A 25517-nucleotide genomic window follows, 5' to 3' on the forward strand; every position below is an offset into this window, starting at 1 on the left:
GCACCCTCACGCCAGGGCGGTGACCGCGCGCAGCGTCATGCCCGCGCCTACGAGCAGGACGAGCCCGGCGGTCATCGCCGCGCTGTACGGGCGCAGCCGCCCCAGCCGCCCCAGGGAGGCGAGGTCGCCCAGCCTCCGCAGGACGAGCGCGGCGATCAGCAGCGTCAGGGCCATGCCAAGGCCGTAGCAGATCACGGTCATGACGCCGAAGACGGTACGGCCCAGGGCCACGGCGCCCAGCAGTACCACGAGGGCGGACGGGCTCGGCACCAGCCCCCCGGCCACCGCCATCGCCGCCACACCCCCCGACCATCGCCCGTGCCCGTGCCCGTGCCCGTGCCCGTGCCCGTGCCCATGCCCGTGCCCGTGCCCCCGGCGGTGGTGTACTGCGGATTGCAGCAGAGCCGCGCCGATCAAGAAGATGATCAGGCCGCTCACCACCCCCAGCCAGCCCAGAACCGCCTCACCCGCGAACGAGGCGGTGACCGTCACCAGAGCGCCGAGGACCAGCACACCCACCGTGTGCGTACCGGTGACGGTGGCCGCGACGGTGACCGCGTCCCGCAGCCGGCCGCGCCGCCCGGCCAGGTACGCGGCCATGATCGTCTTGCCGTGCCCGGGCATGGCGGCGTGCACGGCCCCCAGCACCAGCGACAAGAGCAGGGCCAGCAGCCCGAGCGGGACGGTCAGCCGGTCGGCGCCGATCAGGCCGTTGAGCCGGTCGGCCAGCATCCCGGTCCAGCGGGTCACGACGCTCACCACCCGGTCGGCGAGCGAGCCCGCGATGTCCACGATGCCCGTACCCGGTGCGGACGCGGGCGCGGCGGTGCCGCCGTCGCCCGGCTCCACCGTGATCCGCGCCTCCCGGATGTCGAGCGGCGAGCTGAGCAGGTCGGCGGGGTAGTCGCGCAGCTCGCGCGACACGCTGTGCGCGGGCACGCTGGAGGCGCTGAGCCGTACGCCGTGCCCGTTCGCGGTGATCTCCCGCCAGCCGATGGTGCCGGTGAGGTAGCCGTCGGCGAAGGTCAGGGTGAGCGGCCGATCGACCCGCAGAGGCGCGGTCAGGCGGCAGGTCAGCCTGCTGGTCCGCAACCCGGCGGCGCCCGGCAGGTAGGTGAAGGAGGCGTCGGTGACGTCCCAGGCCAGCGGCCGTCCGTCGGCCTGGGCGCGGATCGCTTCGCGCAGTGACGAGCAGCCGCGCCGGGCGTGGGCGACGGCGGAGCCGATCGGCCCCTGCTGCATCGTGGGGATCTCGGCGCTGTCGACGATCGCGACGACCTCGGCCCGATCCGGGCGGATCGTCAGCCCGTCGTAGTGGTTGACGCTGAAGTCACCCAGCGGGTGCGCCGCCAGCGCCATGTGGCGGGTGCCGGCTGCGGCTGGTGGGCGGGCGGCTTGCGCGATGGGGTGGGCGCCGGTTGTGGCCGGTGGGCGGGCGGCCTGCGCGGCGGGGTGGTCGGTGACGGTCCCCGGCGGGAGGGCGGCCAGTGCGGCGGCGAGGAGGGGCACGATCGCGTTCATGCCGCCGCCAGCAACGCCCGCGCCCGCGCCGCCCCGCCGGGCGAGAAGTGCGGGTTGATGGACAGGGCCCTGGACAGGTGGGCGCAGGCGGCGGAGGCGCGGCCGAGCGCGTGCTCGATCTCCCCCCGGTGGTAGGCGAACAGCGCGTTACGCCCGCCGGCCTGGTCGGCGCGGGTGGCGTAGGCGGCGGCCTCGGCGTGGCGGCCCGCGCGGTGCAGCGCCCAGCCCAGCGCGTCGGCGACCTCGACGCTGCGCCGCCGCTGCCATTCGGCACGCAGGTGCCGGACGGCGACGTCCGGGTCGCCGTGGTCGGCCTCGAACACGCCCGCGGCCAGGCGGTCGGGCTTTCCGCTCGCGGAGAGCAGCCTGGAGTGCGCGGCGAACACGGCGTACTGCCGCCTGGCCCCGTCCCGGTCGCCGAGGTGTTCGAGCAGTTCCCCGTACTCCACGACGTACGAGGGGGAACGGGCGACGGCGGTGGCGTAGTCGCGCAGCGCCTGGTCGATGCGGCCGAGCGCGGCCTCCGCCCTGGCCTTGCCCGCCCGCGAGGGCACGTGCTCGGGATCGGCGGCCAGCGCCTGGGCGTAGGCGGTGCGGGCGCCGCGCGGATCGCCGTCGTGCCAGGCGAGCTCGCCGAGCTGCCACTGGCAGAAGGCGTACTCGCCGGGGTCACCGGCGATCTCGCACGCGCGGTGGAGCAGCTTGCGCGCGGGCTCGATCCGCCCCCGCAACTGCTCCAGCCGCGCGGCCCTGGTGAAGGAGGCGAGGCCGGGGCGGCCGTCGAGCATGCGCCGCAACGCGCTCTCGGCCTGCTCGTACTCGCCGAGTTCGAGGTAGGCGTCGGTGAGCACGGCGTACAGCGGCCAGCGGTACGGGGCGGCCTTGCGGGCCCGCTCGCCCCAGCGGACGGCGCCGGCGAAGTCGTGCCTGCCGTTCGCCAGCGCGCCCATGCCGATCACGGCGTCGATGTACGGCTCGCCGTCGCCCGTGGGCAGCCGCAGGGAACGCTCGAAAGCCCCCTGCGCCTTCGCGTAGTAGGCGGCGTCGGCGGTGCGGCGGGCCTGCTCCAGATAGAGGTCACCGAGGCTCGCCCAGACGGCCGCGTCGTCGGGGTGACGGCGCAGCCGGTTCTGGGTGTCATTGATCGATCCGGCCAGGTCGAACGGCGACCACGCGAGCGGCCCTGGCGGCTCGTTCCTGCGTAGGACGCCTCCCGGGGCGTACAGGGTCAGCAGGACGCATCCCAGCAGCACGCATCCCAGCAGGGGCAGCAGTCGCCGTACGCGGTTCATCTGATCGGATGTCCTCGGTGATGGTGATCGGTGGTCAGCCGGCGGCGGTGACCGGCGGCGCGAGGTAGGGGAAGCTGCCGGTGATGGGCTTGAGCAGGAAGGCCGGGTTGTCCTCGGCGATCAGGCCGGGCGCGCCCTTGCCCGCGGGTTCGCCGAGCAGCATCCGCAGGTTGATCGTCACGACGTCGTCGATGAGCCGGCGGCCGTTGGGGTAGCCCTGCTCGTCACCCTTGAGCAGCCCGTACTTGTCCTGCGTGGCGGGGACGGGCGTGCTCATGTTGAGCCGCAGCTCCTCGGCCTTGGCGACGCGGGAGACGTCGCGGTTGAGCAGGTGGGAGTTGAGGTCCCGCCGGATCGGGCCGTCACCGCGCGTGGTGAGCCCGGTCAGGTAGATCTGCTCCAAGTCCTTGCGCGGAGCGGCGGGGGCGCTGACCTTGGCCTGCTTGGCGACGACCCTGGCCTGGTCGGGGTCGAGGGTGGACGGCACGACGAGCTTGCCGCTCTCGTCGTCCTCGGGGCGCAGCCCGTTGAACCGGTCGCGCTGCTTGAGCGGGATGATCACTTCGTTGAAGTTGGGGTTACCCAGCCTCGACACCTGCTTGTAGGCGTCGGATCCGGAGCCGAGCAGGCCGCTCGACTTGCGGGAGGCCGTCGTCCACACGCCGATCACCGGGTTGGCGGCGGCGTCGCCGCGCAGAGCCAGCTCGGACTTGGGGAGCTGGAGGGCGAGGGCGCTGACGTTCGTCGGCACCCCGGTCTTGACCGGGAAGAACGGCAGCCCGAACCGGAGCAGGCTGACGGCGTGGTTGTCGGAGTAGAACGGGTCGGCGGCCGTGCCGGTGAAGACCTTCCCGCCTCCTGGCAGGTCACGGACGGCCTTGCGGCGCAGCGAGGGGTAGTCGGGCGTGGCCGGTCCGCCCATGTCCGTCGGCGCCACGTACCCGTCGTGCACCAGAGTCTCCCACTTGCCGTCCCGCAGCCTGGTCAGCGTGTAGCTCTGCTCGACGAGCTTGTCGAGCGGCCCCGCCTGATGCTCGCGCTTGCGGATGAACGAGGGCACCGGCAACCCTTTGTTGGCGAAGGTCCACCGGTAGGTGATCGCGGCCCTGCCGGTGCCGGCGTTGTCGATGTGCACCTCGTAACGGGCGCCGGTGTCGAACTGGTACGGCTTGTGAGGTGCCTGGAAGGGGATGTAGTTGGCCACGATCGTGACCGTGTCCTGCCGTTCAGGGCTGGTGAAGGCGTACAGGTCGGTGGCGTCGATCTGCTTGTCCACGGTGGTGGCGGGGGCGTCCCAGTGGCTGGTCGCCGTGCCCTGGCGCATCGCGGGGCCGAGCAGGACGGTGGTGGTCAGCACGGCGATGGCGGTGCCGCCGGCGGCGATCCACGCCCACCGGCTCCGAGCGCTGGTCAGTTGCATGTGTGTCTCGTTTCGCGTCGTGTCGCGGGGCCGGGCCGCGCCCGCGGCACGGCCCCGCGAACTCGGTTCGGGATCGGCGCTCTACGGCACGTACTGGACGACCGCGTCGAGGTTGGCGAGGTAGTCGCCCTCGTTCAGCGGGATGCCGGTCAGGTCCCTGATCGTCCGGCTGAGGTACGCGCTGGTGTAGAACGGCCAGTGCCGGGGCCCGATGCCGCCTTCGAGCGGGCGGGGAGTGGGCACGTTCGGCAGGAACTCCTCCAGCCGGTACGTGGCCACGAGCTGCTCGCCCTGCGGCTCACCGTCGATCTCCACCTGCGCGTGGGCGCCGTCGGGACGCAGGTAGATGTCGTGGATGGCGGCCGTGTGCCCGCTCTCGACGTCGTTGAGGACGAAGCCGCCCGGGTAGTAGACGCCGTTGCACGGGTCGATGTGGTCCTGCTTCCAGCCGATCGGCATGTAGATGCCCTTGTTGCCGGGCTTGGCCTCGATCGGGGCGATGCCCTCCACCCGCACGCCGCGCTCGTCGAGGAGCCGGACGATCTCGGGGCCGAAGTCGAAGTTGGCGTGCCCCTTCGGGCCGAAGTACGGGAACTGGAAGCACGAGGCGGTCGGCGCCGGGACCGACGGGGCGCCAGGGACGCCGGGAATCGGGGGGAACGGGCCGGCACTCGCCGGAGCAGCCGGTGCGGCGGCGAACACCGCGGCACCGACCGCGAGAATCCGCGCGACGCGAACAAGGGCACGCATGGCCATCGACCTTTCGTGGGGAGAGGCGCGGTTTGCCTCTGACCTGCAATGACTCGCTTAAAGTAGTGATCTGATCACTGTCTGTAAAGGGGTCATAAAAATCTTGTCTCGAAGGTGGCCGGGCATGGCCGCGGGGCGCCCCGCCGTGCGAGGCGCCCCGCGGTGCGGAAGGCGCCGTCTAGAACAGGCCGCCCGGCATGGGCAGGGCATCGCCGCCGCCGCCGCGAATGGCGTCGCTCATGACGCGGACGCCCAGCATGCCGAGCGAGGTGCCGGACGGGACGGGCCGGCTCGGCGCGCCCCGCCAGGCGATGTCGAGATCCGCCCAGTGGGCGCCCCCGTGGAACGAGGTGCCGAGCTCCTTGTTGAGGTCCTCGGCCCACCCTCGGTCAAGGCGCAGGATCACCTTGAGTGGGCCGATCCCGCCGTTGTGCGGGACGAAGTTGCCCGGCATCAGGGCCTGGGGAACGCTGAAGTTGACCATGGTCAGCTCGCCGCCGGGGCGCGGCTCCCCGTTCACGGCCGGGGTGGCGAGGAACTTGCTGTCGCCCGTGGCCGCGAACAACACCCAGAAGGTGTCGATCTCGTACGTCACTCCCGTCTCTTCGTTGATGAGGCGGAATCCACCCGGGTAGCAGACCCGGCCGCTCGGTGTCTCGATGTTGTCGTACCGCTCCCCGATGGGCATCCGGGCCACGGTGCCGCCGTCGGTCAACTCGATGGGGTCGAGTGCCTCGAACCTGATTCCGGCCCTGTTCAGCTCGCCGAGGAACTCCGGGGAGAAGGTGGCCTTCGCGCTGCCCTCCTTGGACAGGTAGCTGCCGATCTGCCCCGGGGCCAGGCAGCCGCCGCCGGGTGGCGCGGCGGGAGCCGGCTGGGTGGACAGCAGGAGCGCGGCGAGTGCGGTGCCGCCGGCGACGAGCGTTGCGCGCGTCAAGCGCATACGTGGTTCTCCTTCGCGGAGAGTGGGGGGATGGCGTCCCGGGCGGTCAACGCCGGGCGGCCATTATTACGAAGTGTAGTTATAGCACTACGTACAGCAACAACGGTGTGCTGGAGTACCCGCGAAAAATCAGTCGCCCCCGGGTACGCACTGCGGCAGCATGATGACGGCGGGTGTCGGCTTCCGGGGAGGGCGGATGACTGTGCTCGGGACACGCGAGGGCTCCGGGGACGCACCGTCCTCCCGTAAATCGTCGATCATGCTCGTCCTGCGCTACTACTTCGGCGAGCTGAAGCGCCAGTGGCGGGTCGCCGCGCCCGCGCTGACGCTTCCCGCGCTGGGCAACGTCTGCCTGTTCTACCTGGCGCCGCTCGCGGTGGCCGGGCTCGTGGGGCACCTGGCCGGCGGTGGTGACGGCGCGATCGGCGCGCTGCTGCCGTACGTGCTCGGCTTCGGCGGCCTGCTGCTGGCGGGCGAGGTGTTCTGGCGGCTGGGCCTGCACTTCCTCAACCGCACGGACGCCCGTGGCATCGAACGGCTCGGCGTGGTCGGCATGGACGAGCTGCTCGTCAAGGACGCCGCGTTCTTCCACGACAACTTCGCCGGCTCGCTGACCAAGCGGGTGCTGGGCTTCTCCAGCAGGTTCGAGGACTTCGTCGACACGATGACGTTCTCCATCATGGCCAAGCTGGTGCCGCTGGCCTTCGCCTCGGTGGTGCTGTGGCGCTACGACCCGCTGCTGGTCGTCGTGCTGCTGGGGCTCATCGTCGTCACCGGCTTCCTCGTCGCCCCGCTCATCAGGCGCAGGCAGGCGCTGGTCGACGAGCGCGAGGCCGCCAAGGTCCGGGTGTCGGGGCACGTGGCCGACGTGCTGTCCAACATGGACACGGTCCGCGCGTTCGCCGCCGAGGACCGCGAGGCCATCGAGCACCGCGCCAGGATCGCCGAGCAGGCCAGGCTGTCGCTGCGCTCATGGGACTACGGCAACCTGCGGGTCGACACCGTCGTCGCGCCGATGTCGGTCCTGACCAGCGCCGTGGGCCTGCTGCTGGCGGTGGCGCTGCGCGGCGGCCTGGGCGTGGAGGCCATCATCGTGACCTTCACCTACTACACGAACACGATCAGCATCATGTTCGAGTTCAACCAGATCTACCGGCGGCTGGAGAGCGTGCTCACCGAGGCCGCCCAGTTCACCGAGCTGCTGCTCGAACCGCCCACCGTGGTGGACCCGCCCGACCCGCAGCCGCTGCGGCCGGCCGACGCGAGCGTGCGCTTCGAACGGGTGCGCTTCGCCTACGCCGAGGGCCCGCCCCTGTTCGACCGCCTCGACCTCGACATCCCCAGCGGCACCAGGATCGGGCTGGTGGGCCAGTCCGGCGGCGGCAAGAGCACGCTCACCCGGCTGCTGCTGCGGCTGATGGACATCGACGGGGGCCGCATCCTCATCGGCGGCCAGGACATCGCCCGCCTGCGCCAGGCCGACCTGCGCAGCCTCATCGCGTACGTGCCGCAGGAGCCGGCCATGTTCCACCGGTCGATCCGCGACAACATCGCCTTCGCCCGGCCGGACGCCACCGACGCCGAGATCCTGCGGGCGGCGCGGGCGGCGCACGTCACCGAGTTCGCCGAGTCGCTGCCCGACGGGTTCGGCACGCTGGTGGGGGAGCGCGGCGTCAAGCTCTCCGGCGGCCAGCGGCAGCGCCTCGCCCTGGCCCGCGCCATCCTGCGTGACGCGCCGATCCTGCTGCTGGACGAGGCGACCAGCGCCCTCGACTCCGAGAGCGAGATCCTCGTCCAGGAGGCCCTGTGGCGGCTGATGGAGGGGCGGACCGCGCTGGTGGTCGCCCACCGGCTGAGCACGGTCGTCCGGATGGACCGGCTCGTCGTGCTCAACAAGGGGCACATCGTCGAGCAGGGCACCCACAGCGAGCTGCTGCAGGCGCAGGGGCCGTACGCCCGGCTGTGGCGGCACCAGTCGGGCGGCTTCCTGATCGACGACGACCTCGACGACGACGCCCCGGATGACGACGCCTCAGCCGAGGACGCCTCGGACGACGAGGGGACGTCGGACGTGCTGGCCGGGGCGCGCGACCGCTGAGGGGGCGTCGGACCGCTGAGGGGGCCTCGGCTCAGAAGGCGGCGAGCTTGGCGAAGCGTTCGCCGATGAGGCGGTGGGTGGCGGCGTCCGGGTGGAGCTCGTCGGGCAGCGGCAGCTCGGCGTAGTCGGCCTCGCCGTAGAGGTCGCGGCCGTCGAGGTAGCGCAGGTTCGGGTCCTCGGCCCGCCGCTGCTCGACGATGCGGGCCAGCTCGTCCCGGATGACGCCCAGCGTCAGCTTGCCCGCGGCGCGCTCGGCCGGGTCGCCGGTGGCGCGGAAGCGCAGCTTGCCGGTGCTGAGCGCGGCGAGGTCGAAGGCGCCCGGGCCGGGGGTGTCCTCGTGGATGGGGCAGTAGAGGGCGGAGACGACCAGCAGCGGCGCGTCCGGATGGCCCTCGCGGATGGTGTCGAGGAAGCCGTGCACCGCCGGCCCGAACGCGCGCAGCCGCATCAGGTCGGCGTTGACCACGTTGATGCCGAGCTTGACGCTGATCACGTCGGCCGGGGTGTCCCGCATGGCCCGGGCGGTGAACGGGTCGAGCAGCGCGCTCCCGCCCAGGCCGAGGTTGATCAGCTCCAGGCCGGACAGGGAGGCGGCCAGCGCGGGCCACGTGGTGCTGGGGCTCGCCGCGTCGGAGCCGTGGCTGATCGAGCTGCCGTGGTGCAGCCACACCCTGCGCCCGAGGTCCGGCACGGGCTCGGCCGGGGCGTCCGTACGCAGCGCGACGAGCTCGGTGGTCTCGTTGTGCGGCAGCCAGATCTCGACGTCCTTCACCCGGTCGGGCAGGCCCGAGAAGCGCACGGTGCCGGTCGGGCCGGGGCGGTGCTCGGCCGCGCCGGTGGCCAGGTCGATGGTCACCGTGTTGCCGTCGCCGAGAGTGGCCTGGCCGGTGAGGCGGCCGTCGATGAGCAGGTCGTACACGCCGTCGGGGCGTGGCGGCGCGCCCACGTAGACCCGCTTGGTGGGCAGCGTGTCCAGCTCGACGGTGGTGGCCCGGGTGCGGAGGGCCAGCCGTACGCCGGAGGGTTGTGACTCCGCCATGGCGAGCTGGCCGTCGGTGTACTGGGCGCGGGCGCGGGCGGGCAGCCGGTGCGGCAGCAGGCCGTGCGCGGTGCGTTCCAGGTCGAGGGCGCCGCGCAGGAGGGCGGCGGTGATGGGCGTGGTGATGAGCATGGTGTCAGCCGATCGCTTCCGGGGTCGGAGGGGTGGTCATGGCGCGGGGGCGGGCCAGTTGCGGAGGAGGGCGTCGAGGGCGTCCATGGTGCGGGACCAGGTCTGCTGGGTGTCGGGCGCGCTGTGGCTGAACCCGCCGCCCAGCTCCAGGCTGACGTAGCCGTGGAAGACGCTGCCCAGCAGCCGTACGGCGTGGGTCTGGTCGGGCTCGGACAGGTCGTAGCCGCGCAGGATCGCCCGCGTCATCTGCGCGTGCCGCACGCCGGCGCTGGCGGCGGCCGTCTCCGGGTCGAGCCTGAGCTGGGCCGCGGCGTAGCGGCCCGGATGCTCGTGGGCGTAGTCGCGGTAGACGTTCGCGAAGGCGATCAGGGCGTCCTTGCCCGCGCGGCCCGCCAGGGCCTCGGCTGCCCGGTCGGCCAGCTCCTCCAGGGCGAGCAGCGCGATCCTGGTCTTGAGGTCGTGGGAGCTCTTCAGGTGCGAGTACAGGCTGGCGACCTTGACGTCGAACCGCCTGGCCACGGCCGAGACCGTCACCTGCTCGAACCCGACCTCGTCGGCCAGCTCGGCCCCCGCCCGCACCAGGCGCTCCGTGGTCAGCCCCGCTCGTGCCATAACACTCCCTCCATTTGCCGTAAGCGATTATGTATTTTCCTAAAGGCTTTAGGCAAACCGTGAAGAGGTGATTGAATGGAACAAAGCATTCCGTTCTGATATGGTGGAGCCAACTTCACCAGAGGAGGATGAAATGATCCTGGTTGTCGGGGCTACGGCCCACTTCGGCAGGCAGACCGTCGAAACGCTCGCCGCCGAGGGCCACCGGGTCCGGGCCCTGAGCCGCGAGCCGGGGAAGGCCGGGTTGCCCGCGGGCGTCGAGGTCGTGCGCGGTGACCTGACGCTGGAGGAGACGCTGGCCCCCGCGCTGAGCGGGGTGGACGCGGTCTTCCTCGTGCTGCCGTACGGCATGGACGCGGCCCCGCTGCTGCGGGCCACGCGGCGGGCCGGCGTCCGGCGGATCGTGTTCCTGTCGTCAGGGGCCGTGGTCGACGGCGCCGGCGAGCAGCCCGACGTGATCGCCGCCTACCATCACGGGGTCGAGCAGGCCGTCAAGGCCACCGGTGCGGAGTGGACGTTCCTGCGCCTCTTCTTCCCCGCCATCAACTCCCTGTCGTACGCCATGCAGCTCGGCGGCTCCGACGTCGTGCGCGGCGCGTACGCCGGTGCCACCAGCGCCCCCATCCACGAGGGCGACGTCGCCGCGGTGGCGGCCCGGGTGCTGACCGGCGACGCGCACGCGGGCAAGGTGTACGAGCTGACCGGGCCCGAGTCCATGACCCAGGCCGAGCAGGTGGGCGTGCTCGGCACGGTGCTCGGCCGCCCGCTGCGCTTCGAGGAGCTCGACGCCGGGCCGGTCAGGGCGCAGCTGGGCCGATTCATGGACCCGGCCTTCGTCAACGCGCTGTTCGACCTGATGGAGGCCACGGTGGGCAAGCCCGCGCCGGTCGGCTCCCTGGTCGAGGAGCTCACCGGCCGGCCCGCCCGCACGTACGCGCAGTGGGCCGCCGACCACCGCGCCGACTTCGGCTGAGCACCACCCTCTTACGGGTGCCGGTCAGCGGGGCGTGCTCTCCGTCGTGCGGAGCTCGCTGAACAGCCGCAGCGTCAGCCGGCGCGGCCACAGCAGCGGCACGCCGGGCAGCCGCAGGCTCCAGGAGGAGAACGACGTCTCCAGGACGATCTTCTCGTACGGCCGCTCACCGGGAATCTCGGCGCACAACACGGACACGGCCCGGCACACCTCCTGCCGCCCGGACCGCAGCCAGGCCCGCCCTTCGCGGTCCAGGTCGGCGGCCTCCCACCACAGGTCCTGCGGCTCGCCGCGGCGCGCGGGCAGCGGGAGCCGCAGCGCGAATCCCGCCAGCGCCCCGCCGGGGCGCAGGTAGAAGGATCCGGTGAGACCGGGCAGTGCGTAGAGGGGTTCGTCGGACGTGCCCGTCGAGAGCGTCGCCTCGGTGGCGTCCATGGCGATCCGCCAGGCCATGATTCACCTCGCTGTCACTCAGGTACTCTCTAAGACGCTGCTGAGCGCGCATTTGTGACATGTCGGGCGGGTCCCTATGACGCGGATCACATCTTCCCCGGACGTGTCACACTCGCGGCCCCGGCGAGCTCTTGGATCGCGGATCCGGAGACACCGAGACGGGGGAGCTGGGATGACGATGCCCGGGACGGAGAGGGACGGGACGAAGCGGGACGACAGGGCCTCCGAGGTGTTCGCCCGCCACCGCGAGCTGCTGTTCTCCATCGTCTACAACATGCTCGGCACGGTCGGCGACACCGAGGACGTGCTCCAGGAGACGTGGCTGGCCTGGTCGGGCAAGGACCTGGAGCGGATCGAGAACCACCGCGCCTACCTGGCGCGCATCGCGGTCAACCAGGCCCTGGCCCACCAGAGCGCGCTGCGCAGGCGCAAGGAGACCTACCTGGGCCCGTGGCTGCCGGAGCCGCTGGCCGACGACGCGGCGGAGCCCGCCGTACGCGGGGAGTCGGTGTCGATCGCGATGCTGGTGGTGCTGGAGACGCTCACCCCGCTGGAGCGGGCGGTGTTCGTCCTGCACGAGGTGTTCGCCTACCGGCACACCGAGATCGCCGACATGATCGACCGGAGCCCGGCCGCGGTCCGGCAGATCGCGCACCGGGCCCGGGAGCACGTGCAGGCGCGGCGGCCGAGGGCCCGCATCGACCGGCGTACGCACCAGGCGGTCACCGAGCGGTTCGTGGCGGCCGCGTTCGGCGGCGACCTGGGCGGGCTGATGGAGCTGCTCGCGCCCGACGTCACGCTGTGGCCCGACGGTGGCGGCAAGTCCGCGGTGGGCGGGCCGCGCCCGATCCGCGGCCGGGACAAGGTGGCCCGCACGATCGTCGCGGGCACCCGCCACAACGAGGACCTGGAGCTGCGTTACCGGCAGGTCAACGGCGAGCCCTCGCTGGTGCTGTTCTCGGAGGAGGGGCCGGTCGCCGTGATGGTGCTCGGCCTGGCGGCCGACGGCGAGCACGTGGACGACGTCTACATCATCAGCAATCCGGACAAGCTCGCCACCATCCCGGACGACCGGGACGACTGACAAGGCTGGAGCCCTCGGCCGGTCAGGGTGGCCGAGGGCTCCAGGGGCCTACCGGTAGGTGATGTCGGACGGGGAGTAGAGGCAGTTCACCCCGTCGGCGCCTTCACCGATCTTGGTGGGTTCACTGCCCTTCGGCACGCCCTTGTACTTCTCGCAGATGACCGCGCTGCCGTACACGGTGATCCGGCGGAAGCGCGCGGTGTCGCCCCAGTTGGTGTTGATGCCGGCCAGCACCTTGGTGGAGCGGGCGGTCACGCCGTCCATCACCACGTGGCGCTGGTAGGAGGAGGAGCAGTTGCCGCAGGCGCGGTAGAGCTTGCCCGAGCTGTGCACCTGGAAGTTCTTGATGGTGACCGTGCCGGCGCCGTTGTGCTGGAAGACCTTGTCGGAGCCGGACTTGGCGCCGCCGCCGTCCACCAGGTAGGTCGCCGAGGAGCTGGAGCTCATGAACGTGGCCGCGTCCTCGCCGACGTCGTTCCACCACACGTTGCGGATGGTGCAGGAGCCCAGGCAGTGGATGCCGTCGCCGGCCGGGGCGTCGATGATGACGTTCTGGATCGTGCCGCCGTTGGCGACCTCGAACATCGGGTCCTGGCTCTCGCTCTGGCCGCCGTCGCCGATGCCGTAGTAGCTCTTCATGCCACCGTCGAAGTTGGTGACCTGCTGGGTGTCGGCGAGCTTGACGCTGCCGGTGGCGGTCGGCCACGCGCCGCTGCCGTCCCCGCCGCCGCTGGTCGGGGTGATGGTCGGCGTGGGGGTGGGCGTGGGGTCCGGGCCGGAGCCGCCGGCGGCCCGCAGCGTCCACTGCTTGGTGGCGACCGAGTCGCAGGAGTTCTGCTGGAGGAGGGCGCCGGACGACGTGGAGTTGTCCTTGACGTTGAGGCACTTGCCGCCGTTGCCGTTGACCACCCGGTACGCCGACCCGGACGTGGTGAGCTGCCAGGTCTGCGACGCGCCCCCGGTGCAGCCCTCCTGCTGGACGGCCTTGCCCGCCGAGGTCGAGGCGTCGCGCACGCCCGCGCACTTGCCGCTGTGCTGGGCCTTGATCTGGAAGCCGCCGCTGGTGGCGGTGAGCGTGAAGACCTGCCCGGCGCCGCCCGAGCAGGTGCTCTGCACGAGCTGGACGCCGTCCCCGGTGCTCTGGTTCGGTACGGCGGCGCAGAGTCCGCTCCCGGCGTTGACCAGCGTGTAGTTGCCGTTGGACGGGGCGGCCGAGGCGGGGCTGTTGAGCGCGGCCACCAGCCCTCCGGTCGCAAGGAGGCCGGTGGCCAGCACGACCATGAGCCTTCTGCCGATACGTTCCTTTTCGCGCACGCCGAACTCCGTTTCGAGAATGAGTGCTGAAGCCAGGTTGGGTAAGCGCTTTCCCGAGGCGAGGGCGAGTCAACCACAGCCGGATCGCCCGCGGGAAGCATCGGCTGCAACCGTTTGCAAATCCGGATGCCCACACTGCGTTACTCCCAGGTCGGCCGTTGGTCGGCGGAATGAAAGTTTCACGGGCGGCCCGGCGGGCGGCGCTCCAGAATGGAGGCAGAGCCGGGCTCGACGTGAGGCGGTGGCGCGGTGAGGTTCCTGCGGCGGGTCAAGGCCGACGTGCGGGCGCGCAAGAACATCGAGACCTACGTGATGGCCCTCATCCTGCTCCTGTTCGCCGTCGTCTCGGTGATCAGCGACGTGGTGCCGGAGGAGGTCAAGTGGGCGGCCGTGCTGGCCGGCCTCGGCGTGCTCCTCTACCGTGCCACCCTGCCCGAGCAGCCGCGCGGCGGCCGCCAGGTGCTCGGCGACCGGGCCGGCTTCGACGACACCCCCGTGCCCAGGCTCTTCGACGGCGTCCGCGACGTGCGCGTCTTCGCGCCGTCCGCGGCCAACCTGCTCTCCCCGTACGTCTGCGAGACCCTGCGCACCAGCGTGCTCCAGCGCCGGGACGCCACCGTCCGCGTCGTGGTGCTGGACCCCGGCCAGGAGGAGGCGGTCAGGATCGCGCGTAGCCAGCTCGACGAGTCGGACGACCACCAGCTCCAGAGCCTGCCCGTCGCGCTCGGGGCGATGCTGGAACGGCTCGCGCGAATGCGGGGCTGGGGGACACCGGGAAAGGTGGAGTACCGCCTGTTCCCCTACAACCCGGGTTTCAGCCTCGTGCTCACCGATCCCGACGACTGGCAGGGGCGCGCCATCGTCGAATTGCACGGGGCGGGCCGGTCCACTTTCGCGCGTATGCACGTGGACCTCACGCGCGAGCGGCACGAGCGCTGGTACGCCTATTGGGTCGAGCAGTTCGACTATCTCTGGGAAACGGCGCGGCAGGTCGAGACCCCGGCGCGCGAGCCGGAAGACTCCTGACGCGCCGCCGGCCGTTGCCGCAAAGCCCTATGCAGCAAGGGAAACTTTGAATTCGACTTCAATACCGGGGAATCACCGCCATTGCCCGCGGAGCCGGTGCGAGCTGCGGCGCGGGCCGCTCGGCACGGTCCTCGTACGCGGGCGGGTGGACCCGGACGAGCATCTGTCTGCTTCCATCATGCTCAAGTCGCGCCCCGGTGCGGAGCCGGTTCGCTAAAGTCGTTTGCGCAGGTATGGCCCCCCTCGGTGATGCACGATGTGCTGAAGCGGGCTACAGTACCTGCAGCCCGTGACGTTAATTGGAGCACCCTTATGGCGAAGCGTATTGTTGAGTCCTTTATCGATGACATCGACGGCAGTGAGGCCGAGGGCACGACAAGGTTCGCGCTCGACGGAGTGAACTACGAGATCGATCTGTCGGGCTCGAACAGGGACAAGCTGGAGAAGGCACTGGCCCCCTATATCACCAAGGCCCGCGCGGTCCGTGCCGACCGCGTACGCGGCCGCCGCGTCGGCGCGCTCTCCTCGCGCGCCGTCAGCCGCGAGAAGGCCACGGAGATCCGGCGCTGGGCCAAGGCCCAGGGGCTGCCGGTCAGCGAGCGGGGCCGCATCGCCTCCACCGTCGTGGAGCAGTACGAAGCCGCTCACTAGAGGTTCCGAGTGGTGGCGGCGCCGGATCCGTCCTCATCGAGTCAAGACGATTGTCAGCAATAGATGATCTTCTTATATTCGGAGGGGTCGGACTCCCCAGTCGGAGGACAAAGGTGATGGCTGACGCGATCCCTGATTTCCCGTTCGACCGCCCCACCGCTCTGGAGCCGCCGCCGCGGCTCGCGGAGCTGCGCGAGCACTGCCCGGTGGCCCACGTACGACTGCCGAGCGGCGACGTGGCCACCGTCGTCACCCGGTACGACGACGCCCGCGCGGTGATGGCCGACCCGCGGTTCAGCCGCGACCTCGCCAGGGACGGCGCCGCCAGGCTGTCCACCACCGAGGACGGCGGGCTCTTCAACCGCCGCAGGGCCGGCGTCACCCGGATCCGCGAGGGCCAGGGGCACCTGCGCTGGCGGCGGCTGCTCAGCGGCTGGTTCACCCTGCGCAAGATGGACCTCTGGCGGCCCCGGGTCCAGGCGATGACCGACGACCTGCTCGACGCCATGCTGGCCAAGGGACCGCCGGGCAACCTGTCGGCCGGCCTGGCCCTGCCGCTCCCCGTACGCGTCATCTGCGCGCTGGTCGGCGCGCCGGCCGAGGACCAGGACAGGTTCGCGCACTGGTCGCGCGTCATGCTGACGCTGACCCGCTACACCCAGGAGGAGGTCGACCAGGCCTACCGGGAGTTCAACGGCTACGTCTCGGACCTGATCGACCGCAACCGCGCCGACCCCGGCGACGACCTGCTCAGCGAGCTGACCCAGATCAGCGACGCCGAGGACGGCAGGCTCAGCCGGGACGAGCTCGTCGCCACGGTGCGCGCGCTGCTGCTGGCCGGCCACGAGACCACCTCCAACATGATCGCCATCATGACGGCCATGCTGCTGGCCGACAGGAGCCGCTACGAGGACGTCGTGGACGACCCCGACCTGGTCCCCGGCACGGTGGAGGAGGTGCTGCGCCTGGACAGCACGCTGTCGGTGCTCGGCGGGCTCCCCAGGTTCTGCACCGAGGACGTCGAGCTGAGCGAGACCATGGTCCCCGCGGGCAGCACGGTGATCCCGCACATCCCGGCCGCCAACCGGGACCGGGTCAAGTTCGCCGACCCCGACCGGTTCGACCCGCGCCGCGAGAACGGCGCCCAGCACCTGACGTTCGGCGCGGGCCCGCACTACTGCCTCGGCCAGCCGCTGGCCAGGCTCGAACTCCAGGTCGTGCTCGGCACGCTGACCCGCCGCCTGCCCGGCCTGCGGCTGCGCGACCACCCCGACCACCTGCGGCTGCGCACCGGCCTGATCGCCGGCGGCCTCCAGGACGTCTGGGTCACCTGGTAACCGGTCCCGGCGGGCCGGCCGCACCCGTGACCGGCCCGCCGCGACGGGTCCATCGGACCTCTCAGTAGGGACTTTGGTCCCTGCCTCCCGCCCTGGGCCGGCCGCGAGGCTGGTCCCATGCCCGATATCGACGCGGTTCCCGGCATGGGGCCGTTGCTTGCCGCCAGGACGTTCTTCACCAAGGCCGAGGTGTCGGCCGACGGCCGTACGCTGCACCAGATCGACCCAGGCGCGTGGGACCGCTTCTACCGCGACCGGTGGGCGCACGACAAGGTCGTGCGCTCGACCCATGGGGTGAACTGCACGGGCTCGTGCTCGTGGCAGGTGTTCGTCAAGGACGGCCTGATCACCTGGGAGCACCAGGCCACCGACTACCCGTCGGTGGGGCCGGAGTCGCCCGAGTACGAGCCGCGCGGGTGCCCGCGTGGCGCGTCGTTCTCCTGGTACACCTACTCGCCGTCCCGCGTGCGCTACCCGTACGTGCGCGGGGTGCTGCTGGAGATGTGGCGGGAGGCCCGCGACCGGCTGGGTGACCCCGTGCTGGCGTGGGCGGAGCTGACCGGCGACCCGGAGCGGGCGCGGGCGTACAAGAGGGCGCGCGGCAAGGGCGGGTTCGTGCGGTCGAGCTGGGACGAGGTCCTGGAGCTGATGGCCGCCGCGCACGTGCACACCATCAAGCGGTACGGTCCCGACCGGGTCGTCGGCTTCTCGCCCATCCCCGCCATGTCGATGGCGTCGTTCGCGGCCGGCACCCGGTTCCTGTCGATGATCGGCGGCACGCTGCTGTCCTTCTACGACTGGTACGCCGACCTGCCGATCGCCTCCCCGCAGGTGTGGGGCGACCAGACGGACGTGCCCGAGGCCGCCGACTGGTGGAACTCCCGCTACCTGATCATGTGGGGCTCCAACATCCCGGTCACCAGGACGCCGGACGCGCACTTCATGACCGAGGCCCGCTACCAGGGCACCAAGGTCGTCGCGGTCAGCCCCGACTACGCCGACAACGTCAAGTTCGCCGACGACTGGCTGTCGCCGCATCCGGGCACGGACGGCGCGCTGGCCATGGCCATGGGGCACGTGGTGCTGTCGGAGTTCTTCCGCGACCGCCAGGTCCCCTACTTCACCGACTATGCCCGGAAATATACGGACCTGCCGTTCCTGGTGACGCTGGAGCCGCGCGGCGACGCCTACGTCCCGCGCCGCTTCCTGACCGCCGCCGACCTGCCCGGACATGAGAGCGAGGGCGGTGAGAACGCCGCGTTCAAGACCGTCTTCCTGGACGAGGCGAGTGGCGCGCCCGTCGTGCCGAACGGCTCGCTCGGCTTCCGGTGGGGCCAGGAGGGCGAGGGGCGCTGGAACCTCGACCTGGACGGCGCCCGCCCGGCGCTCACGCTGCTCGGCGGGCGCGCGGTGGAGGTGGACCTGCCGCGCTTCGACCAGGGCGACACCGAGGGAGGCTCCGCCATGCGGCGCGGCGTGCCCGTCGCCGAGGTGGGCGGCAAGCTCGTCACCACCGTGTTCGACCTGCTCATGGCCCAGTACGGGGTGCCGCGCGACGGCCTGCCCGGCCAGTGGCCCGCCGGGTACGGCGACGCCGCGCAGCCGTACACGCCGGCCTGGGCCGAGGAGATCACCTCCGTGCCGGCCGCCACGACGGCCAGGATCGCCCGCGAGTTCGCCCGCAACGCCGAGGTCACCGAGGGCCGCTCGATGATCGCGATGGGCGCCGGCACCAACCACTGGTTCCACTCCGACCAGATCTACCGCGCGTTCCTGACCCTGACCACGCTGACCGGCTGCCAGGGCGTCAACGGCGGCGGCTGGGGCCACTACGTCGGCCAGGAGAAGGTCCGCCCGATCACCGGCTTCCAGCACCTGGCCTTCGCCTTCGACTGGCAGCGCCCGACCCGGCACATGGCGGGCACCGCGTTCTGGTACCTGGCCACCGACCAGTGGCGTTACGAGCGGATCGGCGCGGACGAGCTGGCCAGCCCGCTGGGCGAGGGCCTGTTCGAGGGCCGCTCGTTCGCCGACTGCAACGCCCAGGCCGCCCGGCTGGGCTGGCTGCCCTCGCACCCGACGTTCGACCGCAACCCGCTCGACCTCGCCGACGAGGCCGGGCTGAAGGGGGTCCCGGTCGCCGAGCACGTGGTGAACGAGCTGACCGCGGGCCGCCTGCGCTTCGCCGCCGAGGACCCCGGCGACCCGGCCAACTTCCCGCGCGTGCTCACCGTCTGGCGGGCCAACCTGCTCGGCTCGTCCGGCAAGGGCAACGAGTACTTCCTGCGGCACCTGCTCGGCACCGACGCCGAGACCCGCAACGAGGAAGGCACCCGCCCGGCCGAGGTGACCTGGCGCGAGGAGGCCGCCGAGGGCAAGCTCGACCTGCTGACCACGATCGACTTCCGGATGACGTCCACGGCGCTGTTCGCCGACGTCGTGCTGCCCGCCGCCACCTGGTACGAGAAGCACGACCTGTCGAGCACCGACATGCACCCGTTCGTGCACGCCTTCAACCCGGCCATCGCCCCGCCCTGGCAGACCCGCTCCGACTACGATGCCTTCCTCGGCCTCGCCGACGCGTTCTCGAAGCTGGCCGCGGCCCACCTCGGCACCCGTACCGACGTGCTGGCCGTGCCGCTCGCCCACGACACCCCCGACGAGCTGGCCCAGCCCGGCGGCCGGGTGCTCGACTGGAAGCGCGGCGAGTGCGAGCCGATCCCCGGCAGGACCATGCCGAGGATCGTCACGATCGAGCGCGACTACGCGGCCGTCGCCGAGCGCATGCGCGGCATCGGGCCGCTCTTCGGCAAGCTCGGGCTGACCACCAAGGGCATCACCTACCAGGTCGGGCCCGAGCTGGTGCACCTGCGCGGCAAGAACGGCCGCACCCCCGAGGGCCGGATCTCGCTGGAGACGGCCGACCGCATGTGCGAGGCCATCCTCGCGCTGTCGGGCACCACCAACGGCCGCCTGGCCACGCAGGGCTTCGAGACGCTGGAGCGGCGCACCGGGACCCGGCTGGCTGACCTGGCCGCCGAGCACGAGGGCAAGCGCATCACGTTCGCGGACACGCAGTCCAGGCCGCAACCGGTGATCACCTCGCCCGAGTGGTCGGGCTCCGAGACGGGCGGGCGCCGCTACTCCGCGTTCGTGATCAACGTCGAGCGCGACAAGCCGTGGCACACGCTGACAGGGCGGCAGCAGTTCTTCCTCGACCACGACTGGATCATCGAGCTGGGGGAGCAGCTGCCCGCCTACCGGCCGCCGCTCAACCTGCTGCGCCACTACGGCGAGCAGGGCGAGGGGGACGCCGCCGAGGTGACGGTCCGCTACCTGACCCCGCACTCCAAGTGGTCCATCCACTCCGAGTACCAGGACAACGCGTACATGCTGGCGCTGTCGCGCGGCGGGCCCACGATCTGGATGAGCGTCGAGGACGCCGCGCGGATCGGGGTCGCCGACAACGACTGGATCGAGGCGTACAACCGCAACGGCGTGGTCGTGGCCAGGGCCGTCGTCTCCCACCGCATGCCCGCCGGGACCGTGTACATGTACCACGCCAAGGACCGCAACGTGAACGTGCCGCTCACCGAGAAGTCGGGCCGGCGCGGCGGCGTGCACAACTCCCTCACCCGGCTGCTGCTCAAACCCAGCCACCTCATCGGCGGGTACGCGCAGTTCACCTACGCCTTCAACTACTACGGGCCGACCGGCAACCAGCGGGACGAGGTCACCGTGATCCGCCGCCGCACCCAGGAGGTGACCTACTGATGAGGGTCATGGCACAGGTGGCCATGGTGATGAACCTGGACAAGTGCATCGGCTGCCACACCTGCTCCGTCACGTGCAAGCAGACCTGGACCAACCGGGACGGCGTCGAGTACGTCTGGTTCAACAACGTCGAGACCAAGCCAGGCGTCGGCTACCCCAAGCGCTACGAGGACCAGGAGCGCTGGCGCGGCGGCTGGCAGCTCGACCGGCGCGGCCGGCTCAAGCTCCGCGCCGGCGGCCGGATCAAGCGGCTGGTCAACCTCTTCTCCAACCCCGACCTGCCCGCCCTGGACGACTACTACGAGCCGGCCACCTACGACTACGACACCCTGCTCAACGCCCCTGCCGGGCCGCACACGCCGGTCATCCGCCCCAAGTCCGCCATCACCGGCGAGGACCTGGCCATCACCTGGGGCGCGAACTGGGAGGACGACCTGGGCGGCGCCCCCGAGCACGCCCCGGCGGACCCGAACCTGGCCGCGATGGCGGAGCGGGTGCGGCTGGAGTTCGACCGGACGTTCATGTTCCACCTGCCGCGCATCTGCGAGCACTGCCTCAACCCGGCCTGCGTGGCCGCCTGCCCGTCGGGGGCCATGTACAAGCGGGAGGAGGACGGCATCGTCCTGGTGGACCAGGACCGGTGCAGGGGCTGGCGCATGTGCGTGTCGTCGTGCCCGTACAAGAAGGTGTACGTCAACCACAGGACCGGCAAGGCCGAGAAGTGCACGTTCTGCTTTCCGCGCATCGAGGCCGGGCAGCCGACCGTGTGCGCCGAGACCTGCGTCGGCCGGCTGCGCTACCTCGGGCTCATCCTGTACGACGCCGACGCCGTGCTCGGCGCGGCCCGCGTCGAGGACCCGCGCGACCTGCTGGAGGCGCAGCGCCGGGTCTTCCTCGACCCCGACGACCCGGCCGTCGTCGCCGCCGCCCGTGCCGCCGGGATCAGCGAGGACTGGATCGCGGCCGCCCGGCGCTCGCCGATCTACCGGCTGGCGATGAAGTACCGGGTGGCGCTGCCGCTGCACCCGGAGTACCGGACGATGCCCATGGTCTGGTACATCCCGCCGCTGTCTCCCGTGCTGGACGCCGTCACCGGCGTTGGCGCGGACGCCGACGACCCCGACAACGTCTTCCACGCCATCACCGACCTGCGGATCCCCCTCGAATACCTGGCGAGCCTGTTCTCGGCGGGGGACACCGAGGTGGTGGCCGGGGTGCTGATGAAGCTGTCGGCCATGCGGGCGTACATGCGGGCCAGGACCATCGACGGCACCCAGTCCGCAGAGCTGCTGGAGGCGGTGGGGATGACCGCGGCCGACCTGGAGGAGCTGTACCGGCTGCTGGCCATCGCCAAGTACGACGAGCGTTACGTCGTGCCCGCCGCGCACCGCGAGGACGCCGCCGCGCTGTCGGCCCAGGTGGACGGGTGCAGCCTCGACGGGGAGGGCGGGCCGGGCATGGGCGGCTTCCACCCGGAGGGGCTGACCGGCAGGCGCGGCGACGGGCGCCTCGGGCTGAAGCTGTTCGCCGGCGGCAAGGGAGGTGCGGCGTGAAGCTCCGCACGCGGCCCGACACCACCCCTGAGGCGAGCCCGCGGGAGCGGGCGGCGTTCCTGCGGCTGGTGTCGCTGCTCCTGCAGTACCCCGACGACGGCCTGCTGGCCGCCCGCGACGAGCTGTGCCGCGCCGCCGGCGCGCTGCCCGTCTCGCCGGGGCGGGACGACCTGGTCGCGTTCACCGGCTGGTACCGCGAGTGCGAGCCGATGCCGCTGGCCCGCTCCTACGTCGAGACGTTCGACCTGCGCCGCAGGTCCAGCCTCTACCTCACCTACTACCTGCACGGCGACACCCGCCGCCGCGGCATGGCCCTGCTCACGCTCAAGCAGCGCTACCGCGTGGCCGGGCTGGTCCCGCCGGAGGGCGAGCTGCCCGACTTCCTGCCGGTGGTCTGCGAGTTCGCCGCCCTGGCGGGGCCCGTCACGGGCGAGGCGCCGCTGCGGCAGCACCGCAGGGGGCTGGAGCTGATCCGCTCCGCCCTGCGCTCCGCCGGGTCGCCGTACTCGCTGGTGCTCGACGCGCTCTGCGCCGGGCTGCCCGAGCTGTCCGCGGCCGACCGCGCCGCCGTCGCCGGCCTCGCCCTGGCCGGGCCGCCCGCCGAGGAGGTCGGCCTCGCGCCGTACGGCCCGCCGCTCGGCCAGCCGTTCAACGAAATGGAGGTACGGCCGTGAGCGTCGTGCTCTGGGTCGTCGTCCCGTACATCGCCCTGACGATCTTCGTCGTGGGGCACGTCTGGCGCTGGCGGGTGGACCAGTTCGGCTGGACCACCCGCACCACGCAGGTGCTGGAGAGCCGGCTGCTGCGGCTCGGGTCGCCGCTGTTCCACCTCGGCGCGTTCGCCGCGATCGGCGGGCACGTCCTGGGGCTGCTCGTCCCCAAGAGCTGGACCGCGGCCGTCGGCGTGGACGAGCACCTGTACCACCTGGTGTCGGTCAGCGCCGGCACCGTGGCCGGGCTCATGGTGGTGGCCGGGCTCGCGCTGCTGCTGGCCCGCCGCCTCACCAGCCCACGGGTACGCCGCACCACGACCCGCGCCGACAAGGTGCTGTTCACGGTGCTGGCGGTGGTGATCCTGCTCGGCATGAGCGCCACCGTGGGCAAGAACCTGCTCGGCGGCGGCTACGACTACCGTGCCACCATCGCCGTCTGGTTCCGCGGCGTGCTCTCCTTCCGGCCCGACCCCGACCTCATGACGGGCGTGCCGCTGATCTTCCAGTTGCACGCGATGTCGGCGTGGCTGCTGGCCGCCATCTGGCCGTTCACCCGGCTCGTGCACGTCTGGTCGGCGCCGATCGCCTACCTGTGGCGGCCGTACGTCGTCTACCGGCGGCGTGCGGTGCCCGCGGGGGCCGGGAAATGAGCGCCGTGCGCGGCGCGGCCGCGATCCTGCTGGGAGCCGCCGGAGCCGCGATGGTAGCGGCGGGGCCGGTCATGGCGCTCAAGGGGGCGCGGGGCCGTGCCGACATCCGGGCGGAGCTGCGCGGCCAGGCGATCAGCTTCCCCGGCCAGGCGATCAGCCTCTCCGGCCAGGCGCCGCCCGCCGGGGCCCCGGGCCGGGACGTCCTGACCGGGCCGCAGGCCAGGGCCTTCGCCGAGGTGATCGGGCGCAACGTGCTCGCGGCCACGGGCGGGCGCACGTACGCGGAGGTCAGCGCCGAGCTGATGGCGGCGGGAGGCGACGACGAGGCGCTGACCCGGCTGCGGCAGACCGCCTTCACCGGCCAGATGCTGCGGGCCTCGCTGCTCAACGCCTACCAGGCCTGGCAGGTCACCACCCTGGTCATCGGCCTGGGCGCGCTGCTGACCGTGACGGGCGCCGCGCTCCTCGCCGCGAGCGCCCTGCTCGCCACCACGGGGTGACGTCCGGTGGAAGCGCCTTCCGCCACCTCGTGCGATCCGCTCGCCGGACGCGCGGTGCGCGAGCCGCGTGCCGGGCGCGCGGTGCGCGAGCCGGTCGCCGGGCGTGGCGGGGGTGAGCTTCCCGCGCCGTACGACGGGCTGTTGCGCGCGTACGCCGCCGCGCTGGCGGGCTCCCGCCTGGCTCACTCCAGCAGGGCCGTCTACCTGCGGCGTGCCCGCGGCTACCTGGCCTGGATCGCGTCGGAGGTGGCCGGCGGGCGGCTGGCGGGGGAGCCGCTGGCCGACATGACCGCGGCCGTCCGCGCCGCCCGGGCCTACCACCGCGCGCTGGCCGGCCGCTGCACCCCCCGCACCGCCGACGGCGTGCGCGCCGCCGTCGAGGACTTCCACACCCGGCTCGGGCTGGGCGGCACGGGCATCCCCCGAGCGCCGGCCCCACCACCTCTCGCAACCCCTGTGAGGAAGACATGACGAACCTTTCGCCCACCGGCCGCCGACCGGCGGTGATGCTCGCCCTGGCGACGCTGGGCTTCGCGGTGAACTTCTGGGCCTGGGCGCTGCTGAGCCCGCTCGGCCCCCGCTTCAAGGAGTCCCTCGGCCTGTCGGCCGCCCAGCAGGCGCTGCTGGTGGCCGTGCCGGTGATCGTCGGGTCGCTGGGCCGCATCCCCGTGGGCGCGCTCACCGACCGGTTCGGCGGGCGCGTGATGTTCCCGCTGATCTCCGCCGCGACCATCGTGCCCGTGCTGTTCATCGGGGTGGCGGGGCAGACGTCGTTCGCCGCGCTGCTGGCCGGCGGCTTCTTCCTGGGCATCGGCGGGACGGTCTTCGCCGTCGGCGTGCCGTTCGTCAACGCCTGGTTCCCGCCGCACCGGCGCGGGTTCGCGGTCGGCGTGTTCGGCGCCGGCATGGGCGGCACCGCGATCAGCGCCCTGACCACGGTGAGCCTGGTCAGGACGGGCGGCGCGGCCACCCCGTTCCTGATCACCGCCGCCGTCCTGGCCTGCTACGCCGCCGTCGCCTGGCTGGTCCTGCGCGACGCGCCCGGCCGTACGGTGGCGACCGAGCCGCTGGCGGCGCGCATGGCGGCCACGCTGAGGCTGCCGATCACCTGGCAGGCGTGCGTGCTGTACGCGGTGGCGTTCGGCGGGTACGTGGCCTTCTCCGTCTACCTGCCCGCCTACCTGCAGACCGGGTACGGCCTCGAACAGGCCGACGCCGCCAACCGGATGGCCGGGTTCGTGGTGCTGGCGGTGCTGCTGCGGCCGATCGGCGGCTGGCTGTCGGACCGGGTCGGGCCGGTGCCCGTGCTGGCGGGCGGGTTCGCGGTGATCGCCGTGATGGCGGGCGTGCAGGCGCTCACGCCGGGGCTGATGCCGCTGGGCACGATCGCGTTCCTGACCATGGCCGCCGCGCTCGGAGCGGGCAGCGGCGCCACGTTCGCCCTGGTCGCGCAGGTCGCGCCGGCGGACAAGGTGGGCTCGGTCACGGGGCTGGTGGGGGCCGCGGGCGGGCTCGGCGGGTTCGTGCCGCCGCTGCTCATGGGGTTCATCTACGGGGAGCTCGGGTCGTACGGGCTGGGCCTGGCGCTGCTGGCGGTCACGGCCGTGATCACCCTGGCCCTGACGGTCACCGTGATCCGCGCGGCGGCCACCCGCCGCACCGCCGAGCTGCCGGTCGGCTGA

At 72.1% G+C, this 25517-nt stretch carries 22 protein-coding genes; 13 read left to right on the forward strand and 9 right to left on the reverse strand.

The genetic code is table 11. The annotated features are described in order from the left end of the window. Positions 1-6 precede the first annotated feature (6 nt). The 5 genes from HD593_RS10750 to HD593_RS10770 form a co-directional block, all read right to left on the reverse strand. The gene (locus HD593_RS10750) at positions 7-1521 is read right to left on the reverse strand and encodes a High-affinity nickel-transporter (protein WP_221524719.1); all 1515 of its coding nucleotides are present in this window, start codon (positions 1519-1521) and stop codon (positions 7-9) included. Next, on the reverse strand, positions 1518-2813 hold the full coding sequence (locus HD593_RS10755; RefSeq protein WP_185102029.1) for a tetratricopeptide repeat protein: 1296 nt from the start codon (positions 2811-2813) through the stop codon (positions 1518-1520). The genes HD593_RS10750 and HD593_RS10755 overlap by 4 nt, the downstream gene beginning before the upstream one ends. Positions 2814-2847: 34 nt before the next feature. Next, entirely contained in the window at positions 2848-4233 is a 1386-nt protein-coding gene (locus HD593_RS10760) for a DUF4331 domain-containing protein (protein ID WP_185102030.1), read from the reverse strand. A gap of 81 nt (positions 4234-4314) precedes the next feature. Continuing rightward, positions 4315-4983 (reverse strand): hypothetical protein, encoded by a 669-nt coding sequence (locus tag HD593_RS10765; protein WP_221524720.1) that lies wholly within the window; start codon positions 4981-4983, stop codon positions 4315-4317. 178 nt (positions 4984-5161) lie between these two features. Further along, positions 5162-5926, reverse strand: coding sequence for a hypothetical protein (locus tag HD593_RS10770; RefSeq protein WP_185102031.1), 765 nt, complete (start codon positions 5924-5926; stop codon positions 5162-5164). Between the two features lie 196 nt (positions 5927-6122). On the opposite strand from HD593_RS10770, the gene HD593_RS10775 reads away from it, so the two are divergent. Then, positions 6123-8024 carry an ABC transporter ATP-binding protein gene (locus HD593_RS10775; protein WP_185102032.1) on the forward strand — a complete coding sequence of 634 codons (1902 nt, stop codon included), beginning with the start codon at positions 6123-6125 and terminating at the stop codon, positions 8022-8024. Between the two features lie 31 nt (positions 8025-8055). On the opposite strand, the gene HD593_RS10780 is transcribed toward HD593_RS10775, so the two are convergent. Together HD593_RS10780 and HD593_RS10785 are read right to left on the reverse strand one after the other, a co-directional pair. Beyond that, a complete protein-coding gene (locus HD593_RS10780) occupies positions 8056-9195 on the reverse strand; it encodes a GDSL-type esterase/lipase family protein (protein WP_185102033.1) in 1140 nt (379 codons plus the stop codon). A 36-nt stretch (positions 9196-9231) separates the two neighbouring features. Next, on the reverse strand, positions 9232-9807 hold the full coding sequence (locus HD593_RS10785; RefSeq protein WP_185102034.1) for a TetR/AcrR family transcriptional regulator: 576 nt from the start codon (positions 9805-9807) through the stop codon (positions 9232-9234). 133 nt (positions 9808-9940) lie between these two features. On the opposite strand from HD593_RS10785, the gene HD593_RS10790 reads away from it, so the two are divergent. Continuing rightward, positions 9941-10780: an SDR family oxidoreductase gene (locus HD593_RS10790; RefSeq protein WP_185102035.1), complete on the forward strand. Its 840-nt coding sequence runs from the start codon at positions 9941-9943 to the stop codon at positions 10778-10780. Between the two features lie 24 nt (positions 10781-10804). On the opposite strand, the gene HD593_RS10795 is transcribed toward HD593_RS10790, so the two are convergent. Then, on the reverse strand, positions 10805-11233 hold the full coding sequence (locus HD593_RS10795) for a hypothetical protein (protein ID WP_185102036.1): 429 nt from the start codon (positions 11231-11233) through the stop codon (positions 10805-10807). A gap of 172 nt (positions 11234-11405) precedes the next feature. On the opposite strand from HD593_RS10795, the gene sigJ reads away from it, so the two are divergent. Beyond that, positions 11406-12317, forward strand: coding sequence for an RNA polymerase sigma factor SigJ (gene sigJ / locus HD593_RS10800; protein WP_246546446.1), 912 nt, complete (start codon positions 11406-11408; stop codon positions 12315-12317). Positions 12318-12365: 48 nt separating this feature from the next. Here the strand turns inward: sigJ and HD593_RS10805 are convergent, their stop codons facing one another. Next, positions 12366-13631 carry a pectate lyase gene (locus tag HD593_RS10805; protein WP_312903423.1) on the reverse strand — a complete coding sequence of 422 codons (1266 nt, stop codon included), beginning with the start codon at positions 13629-13631 and terminating at the stop codon, positions 12366-12368. 249 nt (positions 13632-13880) lie between these two features. Here HD593_RS10805 and HD593_RS10810 point away from each other — a divergent pair, with 249 nt between their 5' ends. The 10 genes from HD593_RS10810 (at position 13881) to HD593_RS10855 (ending at position 25517) form a co-directional block, all read left to right on the forward strand. Beyond that, positions 13881-14657, forward strand: a complete 777-nt coding sequence (locus HD593_RS10810; protein WP_185102037.1) for a hypothetical protein — start codon at positions 13881-13883, stop codon at positions 14655-14657. A gap of 312 nt (positions 14658-14969) precedes the next feature. Then, on the forward strand, positions 14970-15308 hold the full coding sequence (locus HD593_RS10815; protein ID WP_185102038.1) for a histone-like nucleoid-structuring protein Lsr2: 339 nt from the start codon (positions 14970-14972) through the stop codon (positions 15306-15308). Between the two features lie 116 nt (positions 15309-15424). Further along, positions 15425-16645 carry a cytochrome P450 gene (locus tag HD593_RS10820; RefSeq protein ID WP_185102039.1) on the forward strand — a complete coding sequence of 407 codons (1221 nt, stop codon included), beginning with the start codon at positions 15425-15427 and terminating at the stop codon, positions 16643-16645. 117 nt (positions 16646-16762) lie between these two features. After that, on the forward strand, positions 16763-20419 hold the full coding sequence (locus HD593_RS10825; protein ID WP_185102040.1) for a nitrate reductase subunit alpha: 3657 nt from the start codon (positions 16763-16765) through the stop codon (positions 20417-20419). After that, positions 20419-21972 carry a nitrate reductase subunit beta gene (narH, locus tag HD593_RS10830; protein ID WP_185102041.1) on the forward strand — a complete coding sequence of 518 codons (1554 nt, stop codon included), beginning with the start codon at positions 20419-20421 and terminating at the stop codon, positions 21970-21972. Before HD593_RS10825 ends, narH begins: the two co-directional genes overlap by 1 nt. Next, positions 21969-22646 carry a nitrate reductase molybdenum cofactor assembly chaperone gene (narJ, locus tag HD593_RS10835; protein ID WP_185102042.1) on the forward strand — a complete coding sequence of 226 codons (678 nt, stop codon included), beginning with the start codon at positions 21969-21971 and terminating at the stop codon, positions 22644-22646. Before narH ends, narJ begins: the two co-directional genes overlap by 4 nt. Next, positions 22643-23335: a respiratory nitrate reductase subunit gamma gene (gene narI, locus HD593_RS10840; protein WP_185102043.1), complete on the forward strand. Its 693-nt coding sequence runs from the start codon at positions 22643-22645 to the stop codon at positions 23333-23335. Before narJ ends, narI begins: the two co-directional genes overlap by 4 nt. Next, positions 23332-23835, forward strand: a complete 504-nt coding sequence (locus HD593_RS10845) for a hypothetical protein (protein WP_185102044.1) — start codon at positions 23332-23334, stop codon at positions 23833-23835. The genes narI and HD593_RS10845 overlap by 4 nt, the downstream gene beginning before the upstream one ends. A gap of 6 nt (positions 23836-23841) precedes the next feature. Continuing rightward, positions 23842-24306: a hypothetical protein gene (locus tag HD593_RS10850; protein ID WP_185102045.1), complete on the forward strand. Its 465-nt coding sequence runs from the start codon at positions 23842-23844 to the stop codon at positions 24304-24306. After that, positions 24303-25517 (forward strand): MFS transporter, encoded by a 1215-nt coding sequence (locus HD593_RS10855; protein WP_281402451.1) that lies wholly within the window; start codon positions 24303-24305, stop codon positions 25515-25517. The genes HD593_RS10850 and HD593_RS10855 overlap by 4 nt, the downstream gene beginning before the upstream one ends.

Source organism: Nonomuraea rubra (genome assembly GCF_014207985.1).
Classification (GTDB): Bacteria; Actinomycetota; Actinomycetes; order Streptosporangiales; family Streptosporangiaceae; genus Nonomuraea; species Nonomuraea rubra.

Excerpts from the sequence above, each read along its gene's own strand:
- HD593_RS10780 (WP_185102033.1), bottom strand. The coding sequence starts at position 9,195 with ATGCTCATCACCACGCCCATCACCGCCGCCCTCCTGCGCGGCGCCCTC.
- HD593_RS10785 (WP_185102034.1), bottom strand. The coding sequence starts at position 9,807 with ATGGCACGAGCGGGGCTGACCACGGAGCGCCTGGTGCGGGCGGGGGCC.
- HD593_RS10795 (WP_185102036.1), bottom strand. The coding sequence starts at position 11,233 with ATGGCCTGGCGGATCGCCATGGACGCCACCGAGGCGACGCTCTCGACG.
- HD593_RS10790 (WP_185102035.1), top strand. The coding sequence starts at position 9,941 with ATGATCCTGGTTGTCGGGGCTACGGCCCACTTCGGCAGGCAGACCGTC.
- HD593_RS10775 (WP_185102032.1), top strand. The coding sequence starts at position 6,123 with ATGACTGTGCTCGGGACACGCGAGGGCTCCGGGGACGCACCGTCCTCC.
- HD593_RS10770 (WP_185102031.1), bottom strand. The coding sequence starts at position 5,926 with ATGCGCTTGACGCGCGCAACGCTCGTCGCCGGCGGCACCGCACTCGCC.
- narH (WP_185102041.1), top strand. The coding sequence starts at position 20,419 with ATGAGGGTCATGGCACAGGTGGCCATGGTGATGAACCTGGACAAGTGC.
- HD593_RS10825 (WP_185102040.1), top strand. The coding sequence starts at position 16,763 with ATGCCCGATATCGACGCGGTTCCCGGCATGGGGCCGTTGCTTGCCGCC.
- HD593_RS10750 (WP_221524719.1), bottom strand. The coding sequence starts at position 1,521 with ATGAACGCGATCGTGCCCCTCCTCGCCGCCGCACTGGCCGCCCTCCCG.
- HD593_RS10820 (WP_185102039.1), top strand. The coding sequence starts at position 15,425 with ATGGCTGACGCGATCCCTGATTTCCCGTTCGACCGCCCCACCGCTCTG.
- HD593_RS10755 (WP_185102029.1), bottom strand. The coding sequence starts at position 2,813 with ATGAACCGCGTACGGCGACTGCTGCCCCTGCTGGGATGCGTGCTGCTG.
- sigJ (WP_246546446.1), top strand. The coding sequence starts at position 11,406 with ATGACGATGCCCGGGACGGAGAGGGACGGGACGAAGCGGGACGACAGG.
- HD593_RS10845 (WP_185102044.1), top strand. The coding sequence starts at position 23,332 with ATGAGCGCCGTGCGCGGCGCGGCCGCGATCCTGCTGGGAGCCGCCGGA.
- HD593_RS10760 (WP_185102030.1), bottom strand. The coding sequence starts at position 4,233 with ATGCAACTGACCAGCGCTCGGAGCCGGTGGGCGTGGATCGCCGCCGGC.
- HD593_RS10815 (WP_185102038.1), top strand. The coding sequence starts at position 14,970 with ATGGCGAAGCGTATTGTTGAGTCCTTTATCGATGACATCGACGGCAGT.
- HD593_RS10765 (WP_221524720.1), bottom strand. The coding sequence starts at position 4,983 with ATGCGTGCCCTTGTTCGCGTCGCGCGGATTCTCGCGGTCGGTGCCGCG.
- HD593_RS10855 (WP_281402451.1), top strand. The coding sequence starts at position 24,303 with ATGACGAACCTTTCGCCCACCGGCCGCCGACCGGCGGTGATGCTCGCC.